The sequence below is a fragment of the Streptomyces sp. NPDC017890 genome (assembly GCF_044328675.1).
Classification (GTDB): domain Bacteria; phylum Actinomycetota; class Actinomycetes; order Streptomycetales; family Streptomycetaceae; genus Streptomyces.
Map to the genome: position 1 here is coordinate 103,597 of NZ_JBIRHU010000017.1, position 19,267 is coordinate 122,863.

General features: G+C 72.8%; 19 protein-coding genes. 10 read left to right on the forward strand and 9 right to left on the reverse strand.

Features of this window, described 5'->3' with window-relative positions:
* Positions 1–42: 42 nt before the first annotated feature.
* The 6 genes from ACH4F2_RS22825 to ACH4F2_RS22850 all read left to right on the forward strand — a co-directional run bounded on the left by ACH4F2_RS22825 (position 43) and on the right by ACH4F2_RS22850 (position 6,189).
* Positions 43–1,164, forward strand: coding sequence for an SDR family oxidoreductase (locus tag ACH4F2_RS22825; protein WP_398134658.1), 1,122 nt, complete (start codon positions 43–45; stop codon positions 1,162–1,164).
* A complete protein-coding gene (locus tag ACH4F2_RS22830) occupies positions 1,161–2,480 on the forward strand; it encodes an aspartate aminotransferase family protein (protein ID WP_398134556.1) in 1,320 nt (439 codons plus the stop codon). The genes ACH4F2_RS22825 and ACH4F2_RS22830 overlap by 4 nt, the downstream gene beginning before the upstream one ends.
* A gap of 67 nt (positions 2,481–2,547) precedes the next feature.
* Positions 2,548–3,015 carry an aromatase/cyclase gene (locus ACH4F2_RS22835; RefSeq protein ID WP_398134557.1) on the forward strand — a complete coding sequence of 156 codons (468 nt, stop codon included), beginning with the start codon at positions 2,548–2,550 and terminating at the stop codon, positions 3,013–3,015.
* Positions 2,987–3,577, forward strand: coding sequence for a flavin reductase family protein (locus ACH4F2_RS22840; RefSeq protein WP_398134558.1), 591 nt, complete (start codon positions 2,987–2,989; stop codon positions 3,575–3,577). Before ACH4F2_RS22835 ends, ACH4F2_RS22840 begins: the two co-directional genes overlap by 29 nt.
* On the forward strand, positions 3,574–4,896 hold the full coding sequence (locus tag ACH4F2_RS22845; RefSeq protein WP_398134559.1) for an NAD(P)/FAD-dependent oxidoreductase: 1,323 nt from the start codon (positions 3,574–3,576) through the stop codon (positions 4,894–4,896). Before ACH4F2_RS22840 ends, ACH4F2_RS22845 begins: the two co-directional genes overlap by 4 nt.
* A gap of 51 nt (positions 4,897–4,947) precedes the next feature.
* A complete protein-coding gene (locus ACH4F2_RS22850) occupies positions 4,948–6,189 on the forward strand; it encodes a wax ester/triacylglycerol synthase domain-containing protein (RefSeq protein ID WP_398134560.1) in 1,242 nt (413 codons plus the stop codon).
* A gap of 70 nt (positions 6,190–6,259) precedes the next feature.
* Here the strand turns inward: ACH4F2_RS22850 and ACH4F2_RS22855 are convergent, their stop codons facing one another.
* From ACH4F2_RS22855 to ACH4F2_RS22880, 6 genes are all read right to left on the reverse strand, one after another.
* The gene (locus ACH4F2_RS22855) at positions 6,260–7,138 is read right to left on the reverse strand and encodes an SAM-dependent methyltransferase (protein WP_398134561.1); all 879 of its coding nucleotides are present in this window, start codon (positions 7,136–7,138) and stop codon (positions 6,260–6,262) included.
* A 49-nt stretch (positions 7,139–7,187) separates the two neighbouring features.
* The gene (locus tag ACH4F2_RS22860) at positions 7,188–8,756 is read right to left on the reverse strand and encodes an ABC1 kinase family protein (protein ID WP_398134562.1); all 1,569 of its coding nucleotides are present in this window, start codon (positions 8,754–8,756) and stop codon (positions 7,188–7,190) included.
* A gap of 95 nt (positions 8,757–8,851) precedes the next feature.
* Positions 8,852–9,532, reverse strand: coding sequence for a hypothetical protein (locus tag ACH4F2_RS22865; protein WP_398134563.1), 681 nt, complete (start codon positions 9,530–9,532; stop codon positions 8,852–8,854).
* Between the two features lie 53 nt (positions 9,533–9,585).
* Positions 9,586–10,110, reverse strand: a complete 525-nt coding sequence (locus ACH4F2_RS22870) for an RNA polymerase sigma factor (protein WP_398134564.1) — start codon at positions 10,108–10,110, stop codon at positions 9,586–9,588.
* A gap of 150 nt (positions 10,111–10,260) precedes the next feature.
* Entirely contained in the window at positions 10,261–12,018 is a 1,758-nt protein-coding gene (locus tag ACH4F2_RS22875) for an NAD(P)/FAD-dependent oxidoreductase (RefSeq protein WP_398134565.1), read from the reverse strand.
* A gap of 49 nt (positions 12,019–12,067) precedes the next feature.
* Positions 12,068–12,643, reverse strand: a complete 576-nt coding sequence (locus tag ACH4F2_RS22880) for a hypothetical protein (protein ID WP_398134566.1) — start codon at positions 12,641–12,643, stop codon at positions 12,068–12,070.
* Positions 12,644–12,942: 299 nt separating this feature from the next.
* Here ACH4F2_RS22880 and ACH4F2_RS22885 point away from each other — a divergent pair, with 299 nt between their 5' ends.
* Both ACH4F2_RS22885 and ACH4F2_RS22890 read left to right on the forward strand, forming a co-directional pair.
* Positions 12,943–13,428, forward strand: coding sequence for an SRPBCC family protein (locus ACH4F2_RS22885; protein WP_398134567.1), 486 nt, complete (start codon positions 12,943–12,945; stop codon positions 13,426–13,428).
* A 140-nt stretch (positions 13,429–13,568) separates the two neighbouring features.
* A complete protein-coding gene (locus ACH4F2_RS22890; protein WP_398134568.1) occupies positions 13,569–14,438 on the forward strand; it encodes an esterase/lipase family protein in 870 nt (289 codons plus the stop codon).
* On the opposite strand, the gene ACH4F2_RS22895 is transcribed toward ACH4F2_RS22890, so the two are convergent.
* Positions 14,390–15,268 (reverse strand): alpha/beta fold hydrolase, encoded by an 879-nt coding sequence (locus ACH4F2_RS22895; protein WP_398134569.1) that lies wholly within the window; start codon positions 15,266–15,268, stop codon positions 14,390–14,392. The genes ACH4F2_RS22890 and ACH4F2_RS22895 overlap by 49 nt on opposite strands.
* Before the next feature lie 225 nt (positions 15,269–15,493).
* Between ACH4F2_RS22895 and ACH4F2_RS22900 the strand changes: the two genes are divergently transcribed.
* Complete coding sequence (locus ACH4F2_RS22900) at positions 15,494–16,381, forward strand: RNA polymerase sigma-70 factor (protein WP_398134570.1); 888 nt, start codon at positions 15,494–15,496, stop codon at positions 16,379–16,381.
* A 179-nt stretch (positions 16,382–16,560) separates the two neighbouring features.
* Positions 16,561–17,322, forward strand: a complete 762-nt coding sequence (locus tag ACH4F2_RS22905; protein WP_398134571.1) for a GntR family transcriptional regulator — start codon at positions 16,561–16,563, stop codon at positions 17,320–17,322.
* 25 nt (positions 17,323–17,347) lie between these two features.
* On the opposite strand, the gene ACH4F2_RS22910 is transcribed toward ACH4F2_RS22905, so the two are convergent.
* Together ACH4F2_RS22910 and ACH4F2_RS22915 are read right to left on the reverse strand one after the other, a co-directional pair.
* Positions 17,348–18,502, reverse strand: coding sequence for an ROK family transcriptional regulator (locus ACH4F2_RS22910; protein WP_398134572.1), 1,155 nt, complete (start codon positions 18,500–18,502; stop codon positions 17,348–17,350).
* A 99-nt stretch (positions 18,503–18,601) separates the two neighbouring features.
* Positions 18,602–19,264: a response regulator gene (locus ACH4F2_RS22915; protein WP_398134573.1), complete on the reverse strand. Its 663-nt coding sequence runs from the start codon at positions 19,262–19,264 to the stop codon at positions 18,602–18,604.
* Positions 19,265–19,267 lie beyond the last annotated feature (3 nt).

The window sequence follows — 19,267 nt, forward strand, 5'->3', positions numbered from 1 at the left end:
CACCGTTCACCGGTGGCCGAGACCCGTTGGGAGAACACCTCCATGCCGTCAGACAACCAGCGTCCGGCCGTCCTGCCCGCCGGCCGCCCCGGACCGCGGGACCGCCCCACCCTGCTGCTCACCGGTGGTTCCGGGGTGCTCGGCCGGGCCCTGATCGATGAGTTGGCACCCGACTTCGACCTGCTGTGCCTGCGCCGCAACACACCCCTGCGCGATCCGCGGGTACGCGAACTCCGGGGCGACCTCGTCGCACCCCGGCTCGGTCTGAGTCCCCTGGCCTGGCACGAACTGGCCCTGGAGGTGGACGTGGTGCTGCACTCCGCCGCCGAGACCAACTGGCGCACGCCGCCGGACGACATCACACGCACCAACCTGCTCGGTGCGGACACCATGCTCGACCTGGCCGCCCGGGCCGACGCCCCGCTGTACCTGGTGAGTACGGCGTTCGTGGCCAACACTCCCACGGAGGAGGACCGCCGGCGCTTTCCCGGCGCCGCCGCCTACCTCGACTCCAAGACCCGTGCCGAGCAGATGACACGTGACTCGGGCGTGCCCGGCGCCATCGTGCGGCCCTCGGTCGTCATGGGGGATTCCGGCACCGGCCGGATCGCCGGTCAGCAGGGCCTGACCAAGACGATCGGTTCGATGGTCCTGGGGCAGGTGCCCGTGCTGCCCGGAGCCCCCGAGGCCCGGATCGACATGGTGCCCCAGGACTACGTCTCGCGCGCCATCGGTGACCTGGTCCGGGGCCGCGTGGGCGGTGGCGAGTACTGGCTGACGGCGGGGAAGGAGGCCATCGAGCTACGGGAGGTCGCCGACGTCTGCGCGGACGTCGCCGTACGGCACGGCCTGCCCCGGCCCGCACGGCCCCGGCTCATCCCGGTCGAGGCCGTGCACCGGCTGCTGCTGCCCATGCTGGAGGGCACCGCGCTGCCCGCCTCGGTCCGCCGGCGACTGGAGCACTACGCGGAACTGCTGCTGGTGTTCCAGCGGGAGCTGCCGTTCGACACCTCCCTCGGCGGACCCGACTGCGGCACCCGGCTGACCCGCACCGACATCCGTGCCGCGCTCGTGCGCAACGCGGAGAGCTGGGCCGAGGACAGGGCCGCCCTGCTCGGCCGGCACCGGGCCGCCGCGGCCGCCCCGAGGGAGGTGGCGTCATGACCGTGTCACCCCCGCCCGCCGGGACCACGGTTCCGGCCGCCGAGCCCGCCGTGCCGCCCGCCGAGCCCGCCGCACCGTCCGACCGGGCCGACATCGCCGGCCTCTACCTCAAGCACATCGGCACCGGCCGCGCCGTCATGGGCCGGGTCATGGGCGGCATGGCCGAGGTCCGCTCCGAGGGCGTCTGGATCCACGCCGACGACGGCCGCCGCTTCCTGGACTTCGGCGGCTACGGCGTCTTCATCCTGGGCCACCGGCACCCGGCCGTCGTCGAGGCGGTGCACCGCCAGATCGACACCCACCCGCTGGCCAGCCGCGTCTTCCTCGAACCCGTGGCCGCCCGGGCCGCCCAGGCCCTCGCCGCCCACACCCCGCCCGGCCTGGACTACGTCCACTTCGTCAACTCCGGGGCGGAGGCCACCGAGGCGGCCCTGAAACTGGCCCGCGCCCACGGCCGTACCTCGTTGATCACCACCCGCGGGGGTTTCCACGGCAAGACCCTCGGTGCGCTGAGCGTCACCGCCAACCCCACGTACCAGACGCCGTTCCAGCCCCTGCTCCCCGACGTCACCCAGGTCGCCTACGACGACCCGGCCGGCCTCGAACAGGTGCTGGCCACCCGCCGCGACCGGGCCTGCGTCGTCATCGAACCCGTCCAGGGCGAGGGCGGCGTCCGCATCCCCCGCCCCGGCTACCTCAGCCAGGTGCGGGCGCTGTGCCGGGCGTACGGCGCCCTGCTGGTCGTCGACGAGATCCAGACCGGCATGGGACGGCTGGGCACCTGGTGGGGCGTCGACGCCGAGGACGTGCGCCCGGACGTGCTGCTGGCCGGCAAGGGGCTCAGCGGCGGCGTCGTACCGATCGCCGCGATGGCCGCCACCGCCGAGGCGTACGCCCCCTTCAGCCGTGACCCCTACCTGCACACCTCCACCTTCGGCGCCTCCCCGATCGCCTGCGCCGCCGCCCTCGCCACCGTGCGGGCCATGGAGGAGGAGGACACCGTGGCCCGGGCCGCCGTGCTCGGCCCGCGCGTCCTCACCGCCGTACGGGCCGTGTGCGCGCCGTACGAGGGCGGGCTGGTGCGTGAGGTGCGAGGCCGTGGCCTGCTGATCGGTATCGAGTTCCACGAGGAACAGGCGGTCGGTGAACTCCTGCTGGAGTTGATCTCCCGTGGCGTGCTCGTCAACCACTCCCTCAACTCGACCCGGGTGCTGCGGCTGACCCCGCCGGCCGTGGTCGAGGACACCGTGCTCGACCTGTTCCTCACCACCCTCGCCGAAGCCCTGCACAGCACGGCCGACCGCATGGCCGGCTGACGCCGGCTCCTGTCACCGGCCCCCGTCCCCAGCCTCCGGATACCTCCGGGAAGGAACCGAACGACCCATGCGCCAAGTGGTCCTGCACGCCCTCGCCGACGGACTGGCACCCGCCGACGTCTACCGACGCATCAGCGACTTCCGCCGTTACCCCGAGTACAGCGACACCTTCCGCGAGGTGCACGTCGAGCCTCCGCTGCCCGACGGTTCCACGGTCTCGGACTGGACCGTGGAGTTCCGGGGCGGTCTGATGCGGTGGCGGGAACGCGACACCTACTCGCCCGAGACGCACTCCCTCGCCTTCGAGCAGCTCAGCGGCGACTTCCAGACCTTCGAGGGCAGTTGGCGCTGCGAACCGAGGGACGGCGGCACGCTCGTCGTCTTCACCGCCGCCTTCGACCTCGGCATTCCCTCCCTGGCCGGGATCCTCGACCCGGTGGCCGAGTCGACCGTGCGGACCAACATCACCCGCGTGCTGCGGGGCCTGGCGGACGCGGAGGTGATCGATGAACGCGCGGCTGCGGCTCGTGGCTGACCGGGCGGCCATCGCGGGCGCCCCGCCCCCGCCCCCGGCCGCCGATCCGCTGCACGAGGAACCGGGGCCGGGTGCTGCCCGCTGCCTCGGCCTCTACGCCAAACTGGCAGCCGGGGTGGCCGTCGTGACCGCCCGGGGCGAGGACGGCCCGCTCGGCATGACGGTCTCCGCCGTCACCTCGCTCTCCGCCCGCCCGCCGCTGCTCCTGGTCTGTCTGCGCGACGGCTCCCGCACCCTCGCCGCCGTCCGTGCCCGCCGGGCCTTCGCCGTGCACCTGCTGCGTGCTGAACAGCAGGAACTGGCGGGCCGGTTCGCGTCCCCCGCGACGACCGCGGCCGAGCGGTTCGCCGGGACCGACACCCGGCACGTGCTGGGCGCCCCCGTGCTCGCCGGCGTGCTCGCCTGGTCGGTGTGCCTGACCGAGGACGTACGCCGCTACGGCGACCACCACCTCGTCGTCGGCCGGGTCGCCGCCGTGCACGTGGGCGGCGGACGCCCCCTGTTGTGGCACGACCGCCGGTTCGGCACGCTGACCGAGCCGGTGCAGGACGCCGCCGGATGACCGGGCCGCCGGCCGGAACGCCGTGCTGGGACCCGGCGGAACTGCCGCCGCACCCCCAGCTGCACGGCGTGGTCACCGCGGACGTGGCCGTCGTCGGGGCCGGCCTGGCCGGGCTGTCCTGCGCCTACCACCTGGCGGAACGCGCCCCCGGGCTCGACATCGCCGTGGTGGACGCCGAGCACCCGGCCGCCGGGGCCAGCGGCCGGGGCACCGGGCTGCTGGGTCCCCGGGCCGGCCCCGCCGTCGACCGGGCGGTGCACCGCTTCGGGCCGCAGACGGCGCGCCGGATGCACCGGGCCAGTGAGCGGGCGGTACACAACGTCCTCGACCTGTGCGCCCGGCTCGACGTGCCCTGCGGGCTGCGGACCGGCGAACAGCTCATGGCCACGCGCTCGTCCGCGGGCCTGGTGGCACTGGCCCGCCAGGCCCGCGCCTGCCGTCAACTGGGCCTGGACGTACCCGTCCTCACCGCGTCCGGTATCCGCGACCGCGTGGGCGTGCCGTTCCGGGCCGCTCTCCTGCACCGCCCCGCCGCCACCCTGGACCCGGCCGCCCTGACCTGCGCCCTCGCCCGCGCCTGCGCCGACAAGGGCGTGCGCTTCTACGGCCGCAGCCCGTTACTGGCACTGCGCCCCGGCGACCTGGTCGGGCCCGAACTGGTCCTTCCGTACGGCCGGCTCCACGCCGGACATGCGGTGCTGGCGGTCAACTCCGCCGCTCGGGCACTGGATCTGCCGGTCGGCACGATCCTGCCGCTGGAGGTGTACGCCGTCGCCACCGAACCGCTGAGCGCTCCGGCGTACGAGGCGCTGGGCGGGCACGCGGGTCACTCCGTCGTCGACGCCGTGCCGATGGCACCGTACTTCCGCCTGCTCCCGGACCGGGGCCTGGTGGCGGGCGGCGGCACCGCCACCTTCCCGGCCGGGCTCGGCGCTCCCCGGCTCCAGTCCCTCCGGGAACGCGCCTGGGTCCGGCTGGAGAGCTGGCTGCGGTCCCTGCACCCCGACCTCGCCCGGGTGCGGGTCACCCACCGCTGGTCCGGCCGCATCGGCATGACCGGCGACGACCTGCCGGTGGTCGGGCCGGTCCACGGTGTCCCCGACGTCTGGTACATCGGCGGCTGCTGCGGACACGGCCTCGCCCTGTCCGTGGCGCACGGCGCGCATGTGGCCGCGGCCCTGCTGGGCGAGCCGGAACCCGGCGAACCGTTGCCCTGGCACCGGTCCAGGGCCCCGCGCCTGCCCGTAAGCGGACCCGCCGGGCCGCTGCTGCGCGCGTACGTGGACGTGCTCGGGCGCGTCGCGCGTCGCGCGTGCTGACGGCCGCCCGGGGCGGTAGTCATGTCCTCGCAACCGACAGAGAGGTTCCTGATGCGCCATCCCCACCCCGGCGGTGACGGCGGTCTGCCGGCGTCCCTGCCCATGGGCACCGCCGATGTCGCCTACCACCTGGCCATGGGGGGCAGACCGCTGCCGGCCGGTTTCCTGTTCGGGTTCTCGGGCCACGCCCCCACTCTGGACTCGGTGCGCGCCCGGGTCGCCGAACGGGCGTACCGCATCCCGGCGTTGCGCTACCGCATCGACAGGAAGAGCCGGACGTTCTCCCGCGTCGAACGGATCGACGTGGAAAGGCACGTGCACGAGGCGTGGCTGCCCGGGGACGACGACGGCTCGGGCGCCGGGCGGCTGATGCTGTCCCGTCCCATGGGCGGGGACGCCCGGCCGCCCTGGGACGTGTGGCTGGTCCACGGACCCACCGGCGGCCACAGCCTGTGCTACCGCACCGATCACACCTTCCAGGACGGCGTGGGAGCCGCGCACACGGCGCGGGCCCTGCTCGACGACGACCCCGGCGGCGGACCGCCACCGCACCGCCGCGGCAGGCCGGCGTTCGCCGGCCTCGCCGGCGCCTTCGGTGACGTGGCGGCTTCCTTCCGGCGGAGCGACAAACCGGCCTTCGACGTACCGGCCGACGGGCGGACCGACATGTGCCAGGCGGTCGTCCCGGTGGCGCGGCTGAGAGCCGTCGGCCGGGCCCACGGCGCCACCGTGAACGACGTCTTCCTCGCCGCACTCGCCCACGCGGTGGGCACCTGGCACCACAAGGGCACCGGGTCAGCCCATCCGCCGCTGCCGGTCGCGGTCCCGATGTCGGTGCGGGGGCCCGGCGAGGAGTGCGCCCCGGGCAACCGGCTCGTCGTGGCACGTGTCCTGCTGCCTTGCGACGCCCCGTCCCCGCAGGACGCCCTGCACCGTGTGGTGGCCCGTACCGAGTCACTGCGCGCCGGCCGCCAGCGCGAGGCCCTGCGCCTGATGCTGGCGGCCGGGCCGCGGGCGGCCGGAGCCCGGGTCGGCACCCGGATGGTGAACGGCCGGTCCGTCGCCGGGCCGGTGAGCAGCGTGAACTTCGGCAGCGCCCTCGTCCACCGGGGCAACGCCGCCCGCCGGGCCGTCGTCTACTCCGGGCTCGGCGCCGGCATCCGGTGCCTGACCACGCTGACGAGCCAGCACGACACCGCCTGTCTCGCCGTGATCCACGACGAGGCCCTGTCGACCGCCGGCGAACTCCCGGGCCTGTGGCTCGCGGCACTGCTGGAACTGGAACGGCGGTAGTGGACACGGAGCACGGCAGGGTCCCGGGCGTCGCCATGAGCCCGGGCCCACCGCCGTGCCGTCCGGTTCCTCAGCGGGCGTCGCCCAGCGTCCCCGTCGTCAGGAACACGCACCTCGCCGCGGCCTCGGTGAGCAGCGGCAGATACGGGTCCAGACGCCGCACCACGTACGGCAGCGTGAACAGGTCGGCCACCCGCGCGTCCCAGCCGTGCTCCGCCCACCAGCCCTCCGGCTCGGCGAGCTGCCAGTGCCAGGAGATCCCGGTGGCCGACAGCGCTTCCAGGAACGGCGCCACGAACGACGAGGACGCGGCCCCGGCGTTCACGCACTCCGCGCCGAAGGTGCTGCCGGGCGCGGAGAGTTCCGTCATCGTGCCGACGATGGACTCCACCGCGTGCGGCTGGAGGTGGTACAGGTGCGTCTCGCACAGCCACGCGGTGGGGCGTCGCGGATCGAGCCCGGCGGCGAGCAGGTCCCCGCCCCAGGAGCCGGCCGGATCGCAACCGACGGTGCTGCGCCGCCCGCAGGTCGGCTGCGCCCGGTCCAGGACGTGCTCCTTGAAGGCCAGCAGCGCCGGATCCTCCACCTCGAAGACGTGCACCCCGGTCGGCCAGTCGAGCCGGAAGGCGCGGGTGTCGAGACCGGCCCCGAGAAGTACCACCTGGCGGCAGCCCGAGCGGGCCGCGGACACCAGGTACTCGTCGTAGAAGCGGGTGCGTACCACGGCCCAGTCGGGCAGCAGCCGCTGGAGCGGGCCGTCGCCCGGGGGGCCTCCGGTGAAGCCCGCCGCGCGCAGGAAGCCGGCGGCCCACGGATCGCGGACGTACGGGGCGGGCCGGCCGTACTCGGCGGCGTGCGCGGACGCCGTCCAGAGGGCGACCCGGGAGAGTCCGTCCGGCAGCGGGACGTCCGGTCCGGGCGTGGGCGCGGGCCGTGCGGTGTCCGGCATGGGAAACCTCCGTGTCGGTGGTGTCGGTTCGTCGTGCGCCGCGCCCCGCTCAGGGGGACCGGCGACGGCTGAGCAGGACCGCCAGCGCGCCCAGCGCCAGCAGTCCGCCGGAGGGGCGGGCGGGCCGCTGGCCGCCCATCGCGGCGGAGGTCCGCGGCTCGTGGACGTTCAGCGCGAACTGGCGGTTGGCGATGTCGGACAGCACCCCGCGGACCTGCTCGGGGCTGGTGACGGCGGTCAGCAGCAGTTCCATGGAGTTGCGGGCGAACTGGTTGCGGCCGAGGAACTCGCGGCCCAGCGAGAGGAGGATCTTCGGCACCTCGCCCTGGAACACCTCCGGCAGCGTGATCTCGGGAGCCAGACAGCGCACCGAGCCGTCGAGGTTCGCGAAGGACTTGCCCAGCAGCGACACGGCCGGCGGCGAACCGATGCCCCGCTTGGTCGCCTTGGCCAGGACGGTGGTCAGCGCGACGCCGAAGTTCATGTCCTCCAGGGACAGATGCGAGACCTTGGGGACGAAGGCGGCCATGTCGGCGGTGAACGCCGGCATGTTGGCCCATGGTGTCCTCCGGCCCATCTCCGCCCAGTGCTGCGCCAGCCCGGAGCCGTCGTTCTGGGCCAACGTCATGAAGAGGGGAAGTAGTTGCACGCTGGTGCGCCGGTCCAGGCGGCCGATCATGCCCCAGTCGATCACCGTCGCGGGCCCGCCGGGCGCGGCGAAGACGTTGCCCGCGTGCGGGTCGGCGTGGAAGAAGCGGTGGACGAAGTACCCGTGGTACATGAAGCGCAGCAGGTCCCTGCCGATCTCGACGCGCTCGTCGTCCGTGAAGTGGCCCCGGTCGATGTGCCGCACCGACTTCCCGCCGGCGAGCGACTGGACCAGGACCCGGGGACTGGCGTGCAGCACCCGAGGCACCTCCAGCGTGCGGAACTGCCGGACGTGCTCGCGGGCCTCGTCCATGTTGCGGGCCTCGCCGTTGAAGTCCAGCTCCGGCTCCATCGCGTCGAAGACGGAGCCGAGCATCGCCTCGATGTCGATGACCTCGTTGAACCGGGGTGCGACGCGGGCCACGATCTTCGACGCCCGTCGCATCAGGGCCATGTCGGCGAGCACGCCTTCCCGGATGCCGGGCCGCTGGATCTTGACCACGGCCGGGCGTCCGCCGGGCAGCGTCACCCGGTAGACCTGGGCGAGGGACGCCGCCCCGAGCGGTTCGACCGTCTCGACGTCGTCGAAGCGCAGCTTCCAGTCCGGTCCGAGGTCCCGCGCCAGCACCGGCTCGAACACCGAGAACGGCTGGACGTCCACCTGGTCGTGCAGGTTCTGCAGCTCGTCCCGGATCGACTGCGGGACCATGTCCGGCCGGGTGGACAGGATCTGGCCGAGTTTCACGTAGAAGGGCCCGAGGCTCTCCAGTGCCTGCCGCACCGCCTTGGCGCGGCGCTGCTCCGACCCGGCCGGGGTGTCGGCGGCGGAGGCAGCGGTGTCCTCCGCCGGGGACCGGGTGTCCCGTCTCGTACGTCTCCGCAGCCGGGTCGCCTGTCCCACCTCGTCGGCCACGAGGCTGCCCAGCACCTTGACCACGAGACGCAGCCGATCGCCGACGACAGACGCCATCGTGTGACCCTCCTCAGACAGGGATCCGGTACGGAACGGCGGCCGGCGTGCTCCACCGGGCCGGCCGGAGCCGGCCGGCCCGGTGGCACGGTCGGTCAGGCCGAGGCCGAGGACTGTCCGCCCTGGCCCGGCAGGTCGGTCAGGTTCTGCAGGCCCTGGAGCGCATCGATGAGCTTGGGCAGCACCTGGAGCAGCTGGGTGAGCTGGGACGGGAGCGACATGAGGTCGCCGACCCCGCCGGCGGCCTGTCCGAGGCCTCCGGCCAGCTGCCCGAGACCGCCGAGGGCGCCGGCCGCACCGCCGACCGCGGCGAGCGGGTTGGCGGCGCCGCTCAGGGCGGCCAGGGGGTTGCCGGCCCCGCTGAGCGCGGCGAGCGGGTTGGCCCCTCCCACGGCGCCGGTGAGCGCGGCCAGAGGGTTCTGTGCCGCGTTGGCGATGTTCCCCAGCTGGCTCGCGGCTCCTGCGGTGAGGCCCGCGAGCGGGTTGCCGGCACCGCCGGCTCCGCCCAGTGCGGCCAGGGGGTTGCCCGCGCCGCCCGCGAGGGCCGCCAGCGGGTTCGCGGCGCCCGCGAGCGCGGCGGCCGGGTTGACGGCGCCGGCCAGGACGCCGAGCGCGTTCGCCGGCAGTCCGGCGAGTGCGTCGACGGGGTTGCCGGAGCCGCACGGCCCGGGCCTGTCGGACCGGTTGAGGATGTCGTCGAAGGCTTCCTTCCCGCTGTCGGCCATATTGCCGACCAGGTCCCTGAAAATGTCCTGGATATTCTTGTTGTTGGACACGGATGAGGCCCCTTTCCGTTTTCCTGCGATGAGAGGGAGGTGGCTTCGATGCGTTACCGGACAAAGCCTTCCAAGGACTTCGCACATACATTCCTGAGTCGTGCGCGGCCCCTGGTGAAGGCGGCCTCGGCCGCTTTGACGGAAATGTTGTGCATGCGAGCGAATTCCGCAGTGGAAATCCCCTTGGAGCGGGCGAGTATGACCTCCTGTTCCCGCCCGCGCAGGTGTTGTACCTGGCCCAGCAGCCATCTGCCGAAGTCTTCGTCGCAGACGTCCTCCTCGGTCGTGCCGGAGGCGTCCATGGGCGCCGCGCGCTGCAGAAGTCTGCTGCGACGCTCCATGTCACGGTAGAAGTCGATGCAGAGGCGAAGCGCCACGGACGTCAGAAAGGAACCGAGTCGGTTCTTGTCCAGCGCGGCGTGGGCGGCTGCGCGGGCCATCGTTTCCTGAACGCAGTCCTCGGCGTCCTGGAAACTGGGCAGTCTTCGCCGAACCAACCGCATGAGGCGGTCCTGATGCTGGAAGATGTCTTCCCAGGAGCATTCAGCGGGCGATTGACAGGTAGAATGTCGCGCCATCGTGGATTGCAGCCCGTTGTCTCTCGGATCGAGGAGGGGGAACCGCGGCCGGCTTTCTATTTGTCGGCCATGTGCTTTTCCTACCCGAGCCCTTACGGCGGCAAACCGGAATGTGTAGCTCCACCGGTCGGCAGGAATGATTCTTCGCCTTCATTTCCGCGGAGCCGGACGCCGGGTCCAGTCACGGTTCCAGTTGAACCACATGTCCCGTACCGTCTGGTGCACTTGGGAGCCGCCGGCGCGCAACTCGGTGGTGTACGCCTGGACGGCCTCCCTGCCCACCATCCGCGCGCCGCCGGTGAAGTAGGAGCCGCGCACGTGCCGCGGTGAGCGGAACCTGCCCCAGAGCAGGATCTTCATCAGCGGCCACAGGGTGAACACGCCGGAGGGGCAGCGGTCTTCGGGATCGAGAGTGCCCCACACGGCGGGGCAGAGCTCGCTCTCGCGCAGCAGCTCGTAGATACGCGCGATCGTGCGGTCCTTCGTCAACTGCCCCGCGTCATAGGCGAGTACGGCGTCCCGCGCCTGGTCGAACAGTCGCTCCACCCACGGGTTGTCGACACCCTGGAGACCCCGGTACGGCGGCAGCTCCAGCGCGTCGAAGCAGGCGGGGTCGTGCGTCTTCTCGAACGTCACGGCGGCCTGGTTCTGGGCGTTGGTCCCGTACAGCGTGGTGATGGTCCACACCCGGTTCCAGGCGTTCCACAGGTCGAAGTCGTCGAAGGAGATGTAGCTGCAGGAGACCAGGTCGTCGTAGAACCGGAACATGCGCTTGGTCCAGTGGTCCAGGTACGCGAACCGGGCGGTGTCGAAGTCGTCCTGGCGCACCGCCTCGATGAGCCGGTGGCCAAGGGCGTTGAGCGCCATCACGGTGACCGCGAGGCCGCTGGAGAAGAGCGGGTCGATGAAGTCACTGGCGTGCGGCAGCAGGCACCAGCGGTCGCCGACGACCTTCTGCGAGGCGAACTGGGTGCGGTCGGTCGCCACGTACGGCCGCACCGCCCGTGCCCGCTCGAACTGCCGCGCCACACTGGGGAACCGGCGCACGTGGTGCCAGAACTCCTCCTCCGCCGGGACGTCGTCCGGACGGGGATACCGGTCGAGGTCGAGGTTGACACCCACGCTGCACAGCTCGCTGGTGCTCGTCGACTGGTTGTCGAACGGGATCACCCACAACCAGCCGCCCCGGAACATGTGGTGGAGCGTGCCCTGGCTGAACGGGCTGGGCATTCCGTGCTGCTCGCGCGGCGGCGCCACGGTGTCGAAGGGGTGCACGTCCACCATGTGCGTGAAGATCGTGCGCGACCGGGTGCGGTACGGCGGCTCCTGCCGCAGCCCGAGCCGCTCGGGCAGCACGGCCCGCATCCCGCCGGCGTCGACCACGTACGACGCCCGGAAGGTGCCCCGGTCCCGGGTGACCAGGGTGGCGCCGTCCTCCTCGAACTTCACGTCGTCGACGAGGGTGTGGGTGTACGCGGTGACACCGTAGGACACCGCGACGTGGAACATGTACGCGTCCACGTCCTGCCGGAAGTAGTGCGAGTCCGGACCGAGCGGCGGCCCCCAGGTGGGGTACTGGGTGCATTCGTCGGGCCGGGTCGGCTCGCCCTCGCGGTGGTAGACGAAACTGAAGTTCCGCTTGACCCCGCAGTTCGACGACACGTGACGGCGCAGCGCCCCGTTGGTCGCCAGGTGCTCGATCTCCGGGACGCCGTAGCGGCGGGCCAGCACCCGCAGGCCGAACGTGGTCTCGGGGACGGTGGACTCTCCGATGGCGAAGCGGGGGTGGCCGCTGCCCTCCAGCAGCAGGACGCGCACACCGTTGCGTGCGAGTACGGCCCCCAGCATCGTCCCGCCGATGCCGCCACCGACGATGGCGACATCGAAAACACGCTGGTCCTCTTGCATGTCTGCGGTTCCTTTCGCGACGGGAAGAGCGAGTTGTCCGGCTCCGCGGTCACCGGCGGGCGATCGCGGAGGCGGGCAGTACCCGGCGCAGCCCGCAGGCCGCCACCCGGGCACAGAAGGAGACGGCGAACCAGGGAGTGGGCGCCAGCTCGGACAGCCGGCGCCGGTCTCCCGGTACGAGGCGCTCGCCGCGCCCGGTGACGTCGAGCCACGCACCGAAGTGCAGCAGCCGCGCCTCGGGCCCGGCGTCGCGCGCGGGGAAGGGCCGCATGTGCTCGCGCACGGCGCGGGTCAGGGCCCCGCGCCGTTCGGCGCCCACGGCGTGCCCGGCCAGGAAGAGGTCGAGCAACTCGGCGGAACGGCCCGGGAACCCGCCGCGCCCGAGCGGCGCGCGCCCCACCAGTCCGGCGTCGTGGAACGCGGCGGCGGCCAGCAGCCCGACCCGGTCGTAGGCCGTCCCCCGGGTGCGCGCACAGGCGTCCGCCAGCAGAAAGGTACGCAGGGAGTGCACGGCGACGGAGGGCGGCAGCCGGCCCATCTCCGTCAGCGCGGCACCCGCGAGGGGATGCCCGAGCAGTTCCGCCAGTCCGGGCCGGCCGAGCAGGGGCTGCCACGACCCGGGCAACGCCTTTGGTGGAACAGAGGACCGACTCCCTCCGCCACCGCCGGACTCGGGCAACTCGGGCCCTGCGTCCATGACCAACATCCCCTCGCCGTGAGCCGTGCCGACGTGTGTCCGTCTCACCTGTCCTTACGCTCGGGGCCCACCGCACCCCCAACGCGCAACGCCCCGTGTCCGACCGCGCGTTGGCGCGTGGGCGACGGCGCACGGTGCGGAATTCGCGCTCCGGGCGTGCTTTTCGGATTCCCTTTCGGGGGAGTTCTCGACGGGCGCCGGCTGGCAGTCTGAATTCCGTGATCGCCGTGCTCAATGTTCATGAACGCGCCCTGCCCGCGGCCCCCGAGGAAGTCGGCGTGCTGATCGACTCGCTGGGCAGCGAGGACGACCGCCTCTGGCCGCCGAACTGGCCGCCCGTACGCTTCGAGGGGCCTCTCGCCGTCGGCGTCGCCGGCGGTCACGGACCGGTGCGGTACGTGGTGAGCCACTACGTGCCGGGCCGGTGGGTGCGGTTCCGGTTCACCGGCCCCCAAGGATTCGAGGGGTTCCACGAGTTCAGCGTCGAAGGCCTCGACGAGCGGCTGACCGTGCTGCGCAACACCCTCGTGGTCCGTCCGCGGGGTGTGCGCTGGCTGGGCTGGGTCCTGATCGTCCGGCCGCTGCACGACGCGGCGTTCCGGCACAGCCTGGACTGCGCCGAGTGGGCCCTGACCGGGCAGGTGGGCCACCCGGTCAGGGAGAGCCGGTACGTGCGCCTGCTGCGTGCCGCCGCCGCACGGCTGGCCGTATGACCCATTCGAATGAACAAGCCCTACTTACCCGATGGAACGAATTCTTTACCTCGAACGAGGGATCGTTGCGGAATTCGAGGGACGCGAAACTGAGAATTCAGCGCCGACCCAGCGGTATTCCCAACGACAGGGAGATCGTCGTGAGCTTCGTCAACCCCCGCATCCCCGGCGTCAGTTCGGAGGACGTCACCACCGATATCACCGAGGCGCCGCACCGGGTGCACGGGCTGGCGCAGGCCGGCTCCGCCCAGGTCATCGCCACCGTCGATGTACGGGCGGGAGAGGATGACTGGAACGTCCCGGCGACCGAGGAGCATCCCCGCCCGGTGGTGCTCGTGCACGGCACCTTCGGCAACCGCGGCTACACATGGACCTCCGCCGCCCCCCTGCTGCGGCAGCACGGCCACCGGGTCTTCCGGCTCGACTACGGCCAGCACGGCAGTCCGGTGATCTTCGGGCTGGGCGACATCAAGCACTCCGCCCGGCAGCTCGCGGACTTCGTCGACGAGGTGCTGCGGCGCACCGGTGCCCAGCAGGTCGACCTGGTCGGCTTCTCGCAGGGCGGCATGATGCCGCGCTACTACCTGAACGCCCTCGGCGGAGGGCCCAAGGTGCACAACTTCGTCGGCATCGCGCCCAGCAACCACGGGGTCACCGCCCAGGGCCTGCTGAACCTCGCGCGTCAGATCCCCGGCGCGGTGGAACTCCTCGAACAGGGCGCCGTCGGGGAGGTCGTGCCGGCCTGGCCGCAGCTCCAGCACGACCATCCCTTCCAGAGTGAGCTGGCCGGCCTCGGCGAGACGACGGAGGGCGTCCGCCACACCGTCATCGCCACCCAGTACGACGACGTGGTCACGCCGTACACCTCGTGCGCCCTCGAGCAGACCGAGGGCCGCTACGTCGACAACATCGTCCTGCAGGACATCGACCCGGACGACCGCACGCCGCACGCGAGCATGCCCTACAACCCGACCGTGCTGAAGGAGGTGCTCAGGGCGCTCGCCTCCTGAGCGCGGCTGCCGTCCAGGAGGACGCGGGCGACCAGCGCCGGATCGTCGTTCATCGGGACGTGACCGCAGCCGGGGAGTCGCACCAGCCGGGCCCGCGGAATGGTGCGCTTGGCGCGTATGCCCTGCCGGGACAGGAGCAGCCGGTCCCGGTCGCCCCACGCCACGGTGACGGGGACGCCGGGGACGTCGTCGGTGAACCGCACACTCCGTCCGGCCCGGAGCGTCTCGGCGAACCCCTCCGCGCGTGCGAGCGCCAGCGTCTCGGCGACCACGGCCTCGGGGGAGCGGCGGCCGGGACGGGCGTAGATCGTACTCGTCAGGGCGGTGCGGCCGACCGCCGTACGGGAGAGCCGCTCGACCAGGGGGAGGGGCAGGCTCCGGGCGGTCCGGCGCATCCCCGTCAGCACGCCGAAGGCGTAGCGCCGCTCGGCCTGCGTCCAGAACCCGGCCGGGGACAGGGCCGTCACCGAACGCACCAGGTTCTCGCGGCCGAGCTCCAGGGCCAGCAGTCCGCCCAGCGAGTTGCCGGCCACGTGCGGCCGGTCGAGGCCCAGAGCCGCACAGAAGGCGTGGAGTACGGCGGTCGTCGTCGGCAGATCGTGCGGCAGTCCGGGCGGCAGCGCGGTCGACTGCCCGAACCCGGGCAGATCCACCGCTATCACCTCACGCTCGGTCGCGAGGATGTCGACCACCGGGTCCCAGGCCTGCCGGTGGTGGCCTATGCCGTGCAGCAGGAGCAGCGGCTCGCCGGCGCCCGCGCGCGCGTAGGCGAGGGTGATGTCCTGCGGACCGTGCGCGGTGGGGGCCGTGAAGGAGAGCGTTGCGGGCATGGGGCTCCTTGTCGGGAACGCGTGTTTCCGGGAACACATGAACGGTGACGGCGTTGCGTAGACAGCTTGTCAGTAAGAGCTACCGACGGGTAGCCCCCGGTCGTCGCCCTTCGCCACTCCGTCACCCTTCGCCAGCCGTCACCCGTCGCCGCCCCTCGTCGGCAGGGCGGCGACGGGGGCCTGCGCCGCCTGGACACGGCCGGACGAGTCCGCTGGGATGGAGCGGTGACCACCGAAACCGCGACCGACGTGTTCGAAGAGCACCGCCCCGTCCTCCTGGGAGTCGCCTACCGCATGCTGGGCCGGCTGGCAGACGCCGAGGACGTGGTCCAGGAGGCCTGGCTGCGCTGGTCCGGCGCCGACCGGTCCGGCGTCCGCGAACCCCGCGGGTACCTGGTGCGCGTCACCACCCGCCTCGCCATCGACCGGCTGCGCCAGATCAAGTCCCGGGGCGAGACGTACGTCGGCCCGTGGCTGCCCGAGCCCTGTGTCACCGACTTCGGGGACGCCGTGCCGGACACCGCGGAACGGGCCGTCCTCGCCGACTCCGTGTCCTTCGCCGTCCTCGTCGTCCTGGAGTCGCTGTCACCGCTGGAACGGGCCGTGTTCGTCCTGAGGGAGGCGTTCGGTTACCCGTACGCCGAGATCGCCGCCATGCTGGACCGCGGGGAGGCCGCGGTGCGCCAGCTCGCCGGGCGGGCCCGCAAGCACGTCGACGAGCGGCGGCCCCGCTACGACGTCGACCCCGCCCAGCGCCGGGACCTCACCGAACGCTTCCTCGCCGCCGCGGCCGGCGGTGACCTCGAAGGCCTGATGGCGCTGCTCGCGCCCGACGTCCGCCTGGTGGGCGACAGCGGTGGCAAGTCCAAGGCGCCGCTGCGCGTCCTGGAGAGCTCGGACAAGGTGGGCCGCTTCCTGCTCGGCGCCGCACGGAAGGGAGTTCCGGAGGTCTCCTTCCGCTCCCTGGAACTCAACGGCGGCCCGGCCCTGCTGGTCCTGTCCGGGGGCGCACCCGACTCCGTCTTCCAGCTGGACGTGGCCGACGGCCGTATCCAGTCGGTGTACATCGTCCGCAACCCCGACAAGCTGCGCTCCCTGGCCGCTCTCTCCTAGCCGAACGCCTCCCTGACCCGGCCCGAGCCCCCGTCCCGCGACGGGGGCCTCGTCGTCCTGCCGCGGGGTTGGTCTTGACCAAGGGTGTGGGCCGTTTTATCGTCGCAGAGAACTGCAACAACCTTTAATAAACAAGGGCGTCAAAACGCCGCCGGACCACGGTGATTGCGGAGGACAGGGTGGGGACCACGCAGTTGGAACCGGTGCCGGAACCGAAGTACTGGCATCTCAGGACCGTGCTCAGCGAGGCACTGGACTCGGAGTTCTCGGTAGGTGAGGTCCTGCCCAACGAGCGGGACCTCGCCGCCCGCTTCGGGGTCGCCCGCGCCACGCTCCGCCAGGCCCTGGAACAGCTCGAACTGGAAGGCAGGCTCCAGCGCCGCCGTGGCGTCGGTACGACCGTCGCCCCGCCGCGCGTCGGCGTTGCCGTCGGCACCCGGCAGCACGTCTGGCCCGGCACCTCCGACGACGCCTGGCGGCCGGCCGACTGCGCCCTGGCGGCTCCGCCCGCGGCCGTCGCCGACGCGCTGGGCACCGGCCGGGACGAGCCCGTGCACACCGTCCGCCGCTCCCGCGTCACGCACGGCCAGCCCGTCGCGGCGGAGCTTCTGTACGTCCCGCCGGCCTCGGTGCCCGACCTCACCTCCATCGACGCGCCCTCCGGCGTCGCACGCGCGCGTGCCGTGCTCCGCGAACTGCGGCGCGGGGAACTGGAGCGGCAGGAGAGCGCCGTGGAACTGGGATCGGCCCGCGCGGAGGACGCGAAGGAGCTGGACCGCCTCCCGGGAGCGCCCGTCCTCGTGGTCACCACCCGCTACCTCGTCGAGGGCCGCACCGCCGCGCTCTCCGTCGCCACCTACCGCGCGGACACCTGCCGGCTGACGTTCGGGGACTTCGGCGACGTGGAGATCCACCACGGCCCCGACACCCGGGCCTCCTGACCGGCCCGGACCCGTCCGCGGCAGGTCAGCGGCGGGCCGTGGCGCCCTCGACCGCGAACAGCTGCTCCTCGACATGGTCGAGGGCCAGCCGCAGCGCGCCGGTCGCCACGGCCGCCTCGCCGAGGAGCGACAGGGCCAGCTTCGGCGGGCGCAGACAGTAGCGCGCCAGCTCACGTCGCAACGGCTCCAGTACGTCGTCCAGCCCGGCCGCCCAGCCGCCGATGACGACCAGCTCGGGATCGAGGGCCAGCACCATCACCGCCACATCGTGCACCAGCCGCTGGATGTAACGCTCGACGGCCGCACGGGCCCGCCGGTCGCCCTCACGGGCCTCGGCGAACACCTTGGCGACCGCCTGCTCGTCCAGCGGGTGCAGTGGCTGGTCCGTGGTGGACAGCAGCGTCTCCGGGGTCACGTCCCGGCCCAGCAGATGCAGCGCGCCGGTCTCGCCGGCCGCCCCGCCGTACCCCCGGTGCAGCCGTCCGCCGATCAGCGCCCCGGCTCCCGGGCTCAGTCCGGCCAGCACGAAGACGATGTCGTCGGACTCGGTGGCCGCTCCCTTCCAGTGCTCGGCGACCGCCGCCGCGTTCGCGTCGTTCTCGACCAGTACCGGACACTTGAAGGAACGGCTCAGCCGCTCGCCCAGGCGCAGCCCCGTCCACCCGGGCAGCGCGGTGCCCAGCCGGACCGTGCCGTCCGCCTCGACGATCCCCGGCGTGGCCGCTCCCACGGCACGCAGCGATCCGCGGGCCACACCGGCCCGGCGCAGCAGCTCGGCGACCGCCGTGCGCAGCCGCTCCAGCCGCTCGTCGGCCGGGGCACCCTCGTCGACGTCCTTGGCCTGTGCGCCGATCACGCGGCCGTCCAGGCCGGACAGGAGCGCGGCGACGCGGTGCGGCCCGATCTCCAGACCGAGCAGGTGCCCGGCCTCCGCCCGGAACCGGAACCGCCGCGCGGGCCGCCCCTGCCGACGGGCCGTACCCTCGTCGGCGGCCGCCTCGATGACGAGACCCGCCTCGATGAGGCCCTCGACGACCCCCTCGACGGTCGGCCGGGACAGCCCTGTCACCCGGGTGATCTCGGTCAGCGTCGCACAGTCCGTGGCACGCAACGCATGCAGCACCACCGCGGAGTTGATCCTCCGCAGCAGCGACGGATCCCCGCCGGTCAGCCCGCTCAACGTCCGTCCTCCCAGCTCGTGCGCGTGTTCGCCGGATCGTACTCGGCCCGCTCCGCCCCGGCGAGTGCCGGTCGGCCCCTGCCGCAGTACCGCGGTGCCTCACCCGGGCGCCACGAAACCCGACTCGTACGCCGTGATCACCGCCTGTGTGCGGTCCCGCGCCCCCAGCTTCGACAGTACGGCGCTGACGTGCGACTTCACCGTCTCCGTGCCGACGGTCAGCCGGGCGGCGATCTCCGCGTTCGACAACCCGCGTGCCATCAGCCGCAGGACCTCGCCCTCCCGCTCGGTCAGCTGCGCCCGCTCCAACTCGGCGCGGGCCGCCCGGTTCCCGCCGCCGTCGCCGTACTCGGCGGCGAGCTGCCGCACCGAGGCCGGGAAAAGCAGGGACTCGCCCTCCGCGATCAGCCGTACCGCGTGCACGATCTCGGCCGGCCGGGCCCGCTTCAACAGGAACCCGTCGGCGCCCGCACGCAGCGCCTCGTACACGTACTCGTCGTTCTCGAAGGTCGTCACCACGAGGATCTTCGGCGGCTCGGCCATCGTCCGCAGCAGCGCGCGGGTGGCCTCGATGCCGTCCATCAGGGGCATCCGGACGTCCATGGCGACCACGTCCGGCCGCATCTGCCGCACCAGCGGGATGACCGCCGCCCCGTCGGCGGCCTCGCCGACCACCTCGATGTCCGGCTGCGCCTCCAGCACGGCCCGCAGACCCGCGCGTACGAGGGGTTCGTCGTCGACGAGGAGCACTCTGACCGGCATCCG

Bases quoted from the DNA above. Each gene is read 5' to 3' on its own strand.
- ACH4F2_RS22825 (WP_398134658.1), top strand. From the start codon at position 43: ATGCCGTCAGACAACCAGCGTCCGGCCGTCCTGCCCGCCGGCCGCCCC.
- ACH4F2_RS22830 (WP_398134556.1), top strand. From the start codon at position 1,161: ATGACCGTGTCACCCCCGCCCGCCGGGACCACGGTTCCGGCCGCCGAG.
- ACH4F2_RS22835 (WP_398134557.1), top strand. From the start codon at position 2,548: ATGCGCCAAGTGGTCCTGCACGCCCTCGCCGACGGACTGGCACCCGCC.
- ACH4F2_RS22840 (WP_398134558.1), top strand. From the start codon at position 2,987: ATGAACGCGCGGCTGCGGCTCGTGGCTGACCGGGCGGCCATCGCGGGC.
- ACH4F2_RS22845 (WP_398134559.1), top strand. From the start codon at position 3,574: ATGACCGGGCCGCCGGCCGGAACGCCGTGCTGGGACCCGGCGGAACTG.
- ACH4F2_RS22850 (WP_398134560.1), top strand. From the start codon at position 4,948: ATGCGCCATCCCCACCCCGGCGGTGACGGCGGTCTGCCGGCGTCCCTG.
- ACH4F2_RS22855 (WP_398134561.1), bottom strand. From the start codon at position 7,138: ATGCCGGACACCGCACGGCCCGCGCCCACGCCCGGACCGGACGTCCCG.
- ACH4F2_RS22860 (WP_398134562.1), bottom strand. From the start codon at position 8,756: ATGGCGTCTGTCGTCGGCGATCGGCTGCGTCTCGTGGTCAAGGTGCTG.
- ACH4F2_RS22870 (WP_398134564.1), bottom strand. From the start codon at position 10,110: ATGGCGCGACATTCTACCTGTCAATCGCCCGCTGAATGCTCCTGGGAA.
- ACH4F2_RS22875 (WP_398134565.1), bottom strand. From the start codon at position 12,018: ATGCAAGAGGACCAGCGTGTTTTCGATGTCGCCATCGTCGGTGGCGGC.
- ACH4F2_RS22895 (WP_398134569.1), bottom strand. From the start codon at position 15,268: ATGCCCGCAACGCTCTCCTTCACGGCCCCCACCGCGCACGGTCCGCAG.
- ACH4F2_RS22915 (WP_398134573.1), bottom strand. From the start codon at position 19,264: ATGCCGGTCAGAGTGCTCCTCGTCGACGACGAACCCCTCGTACGCGCG.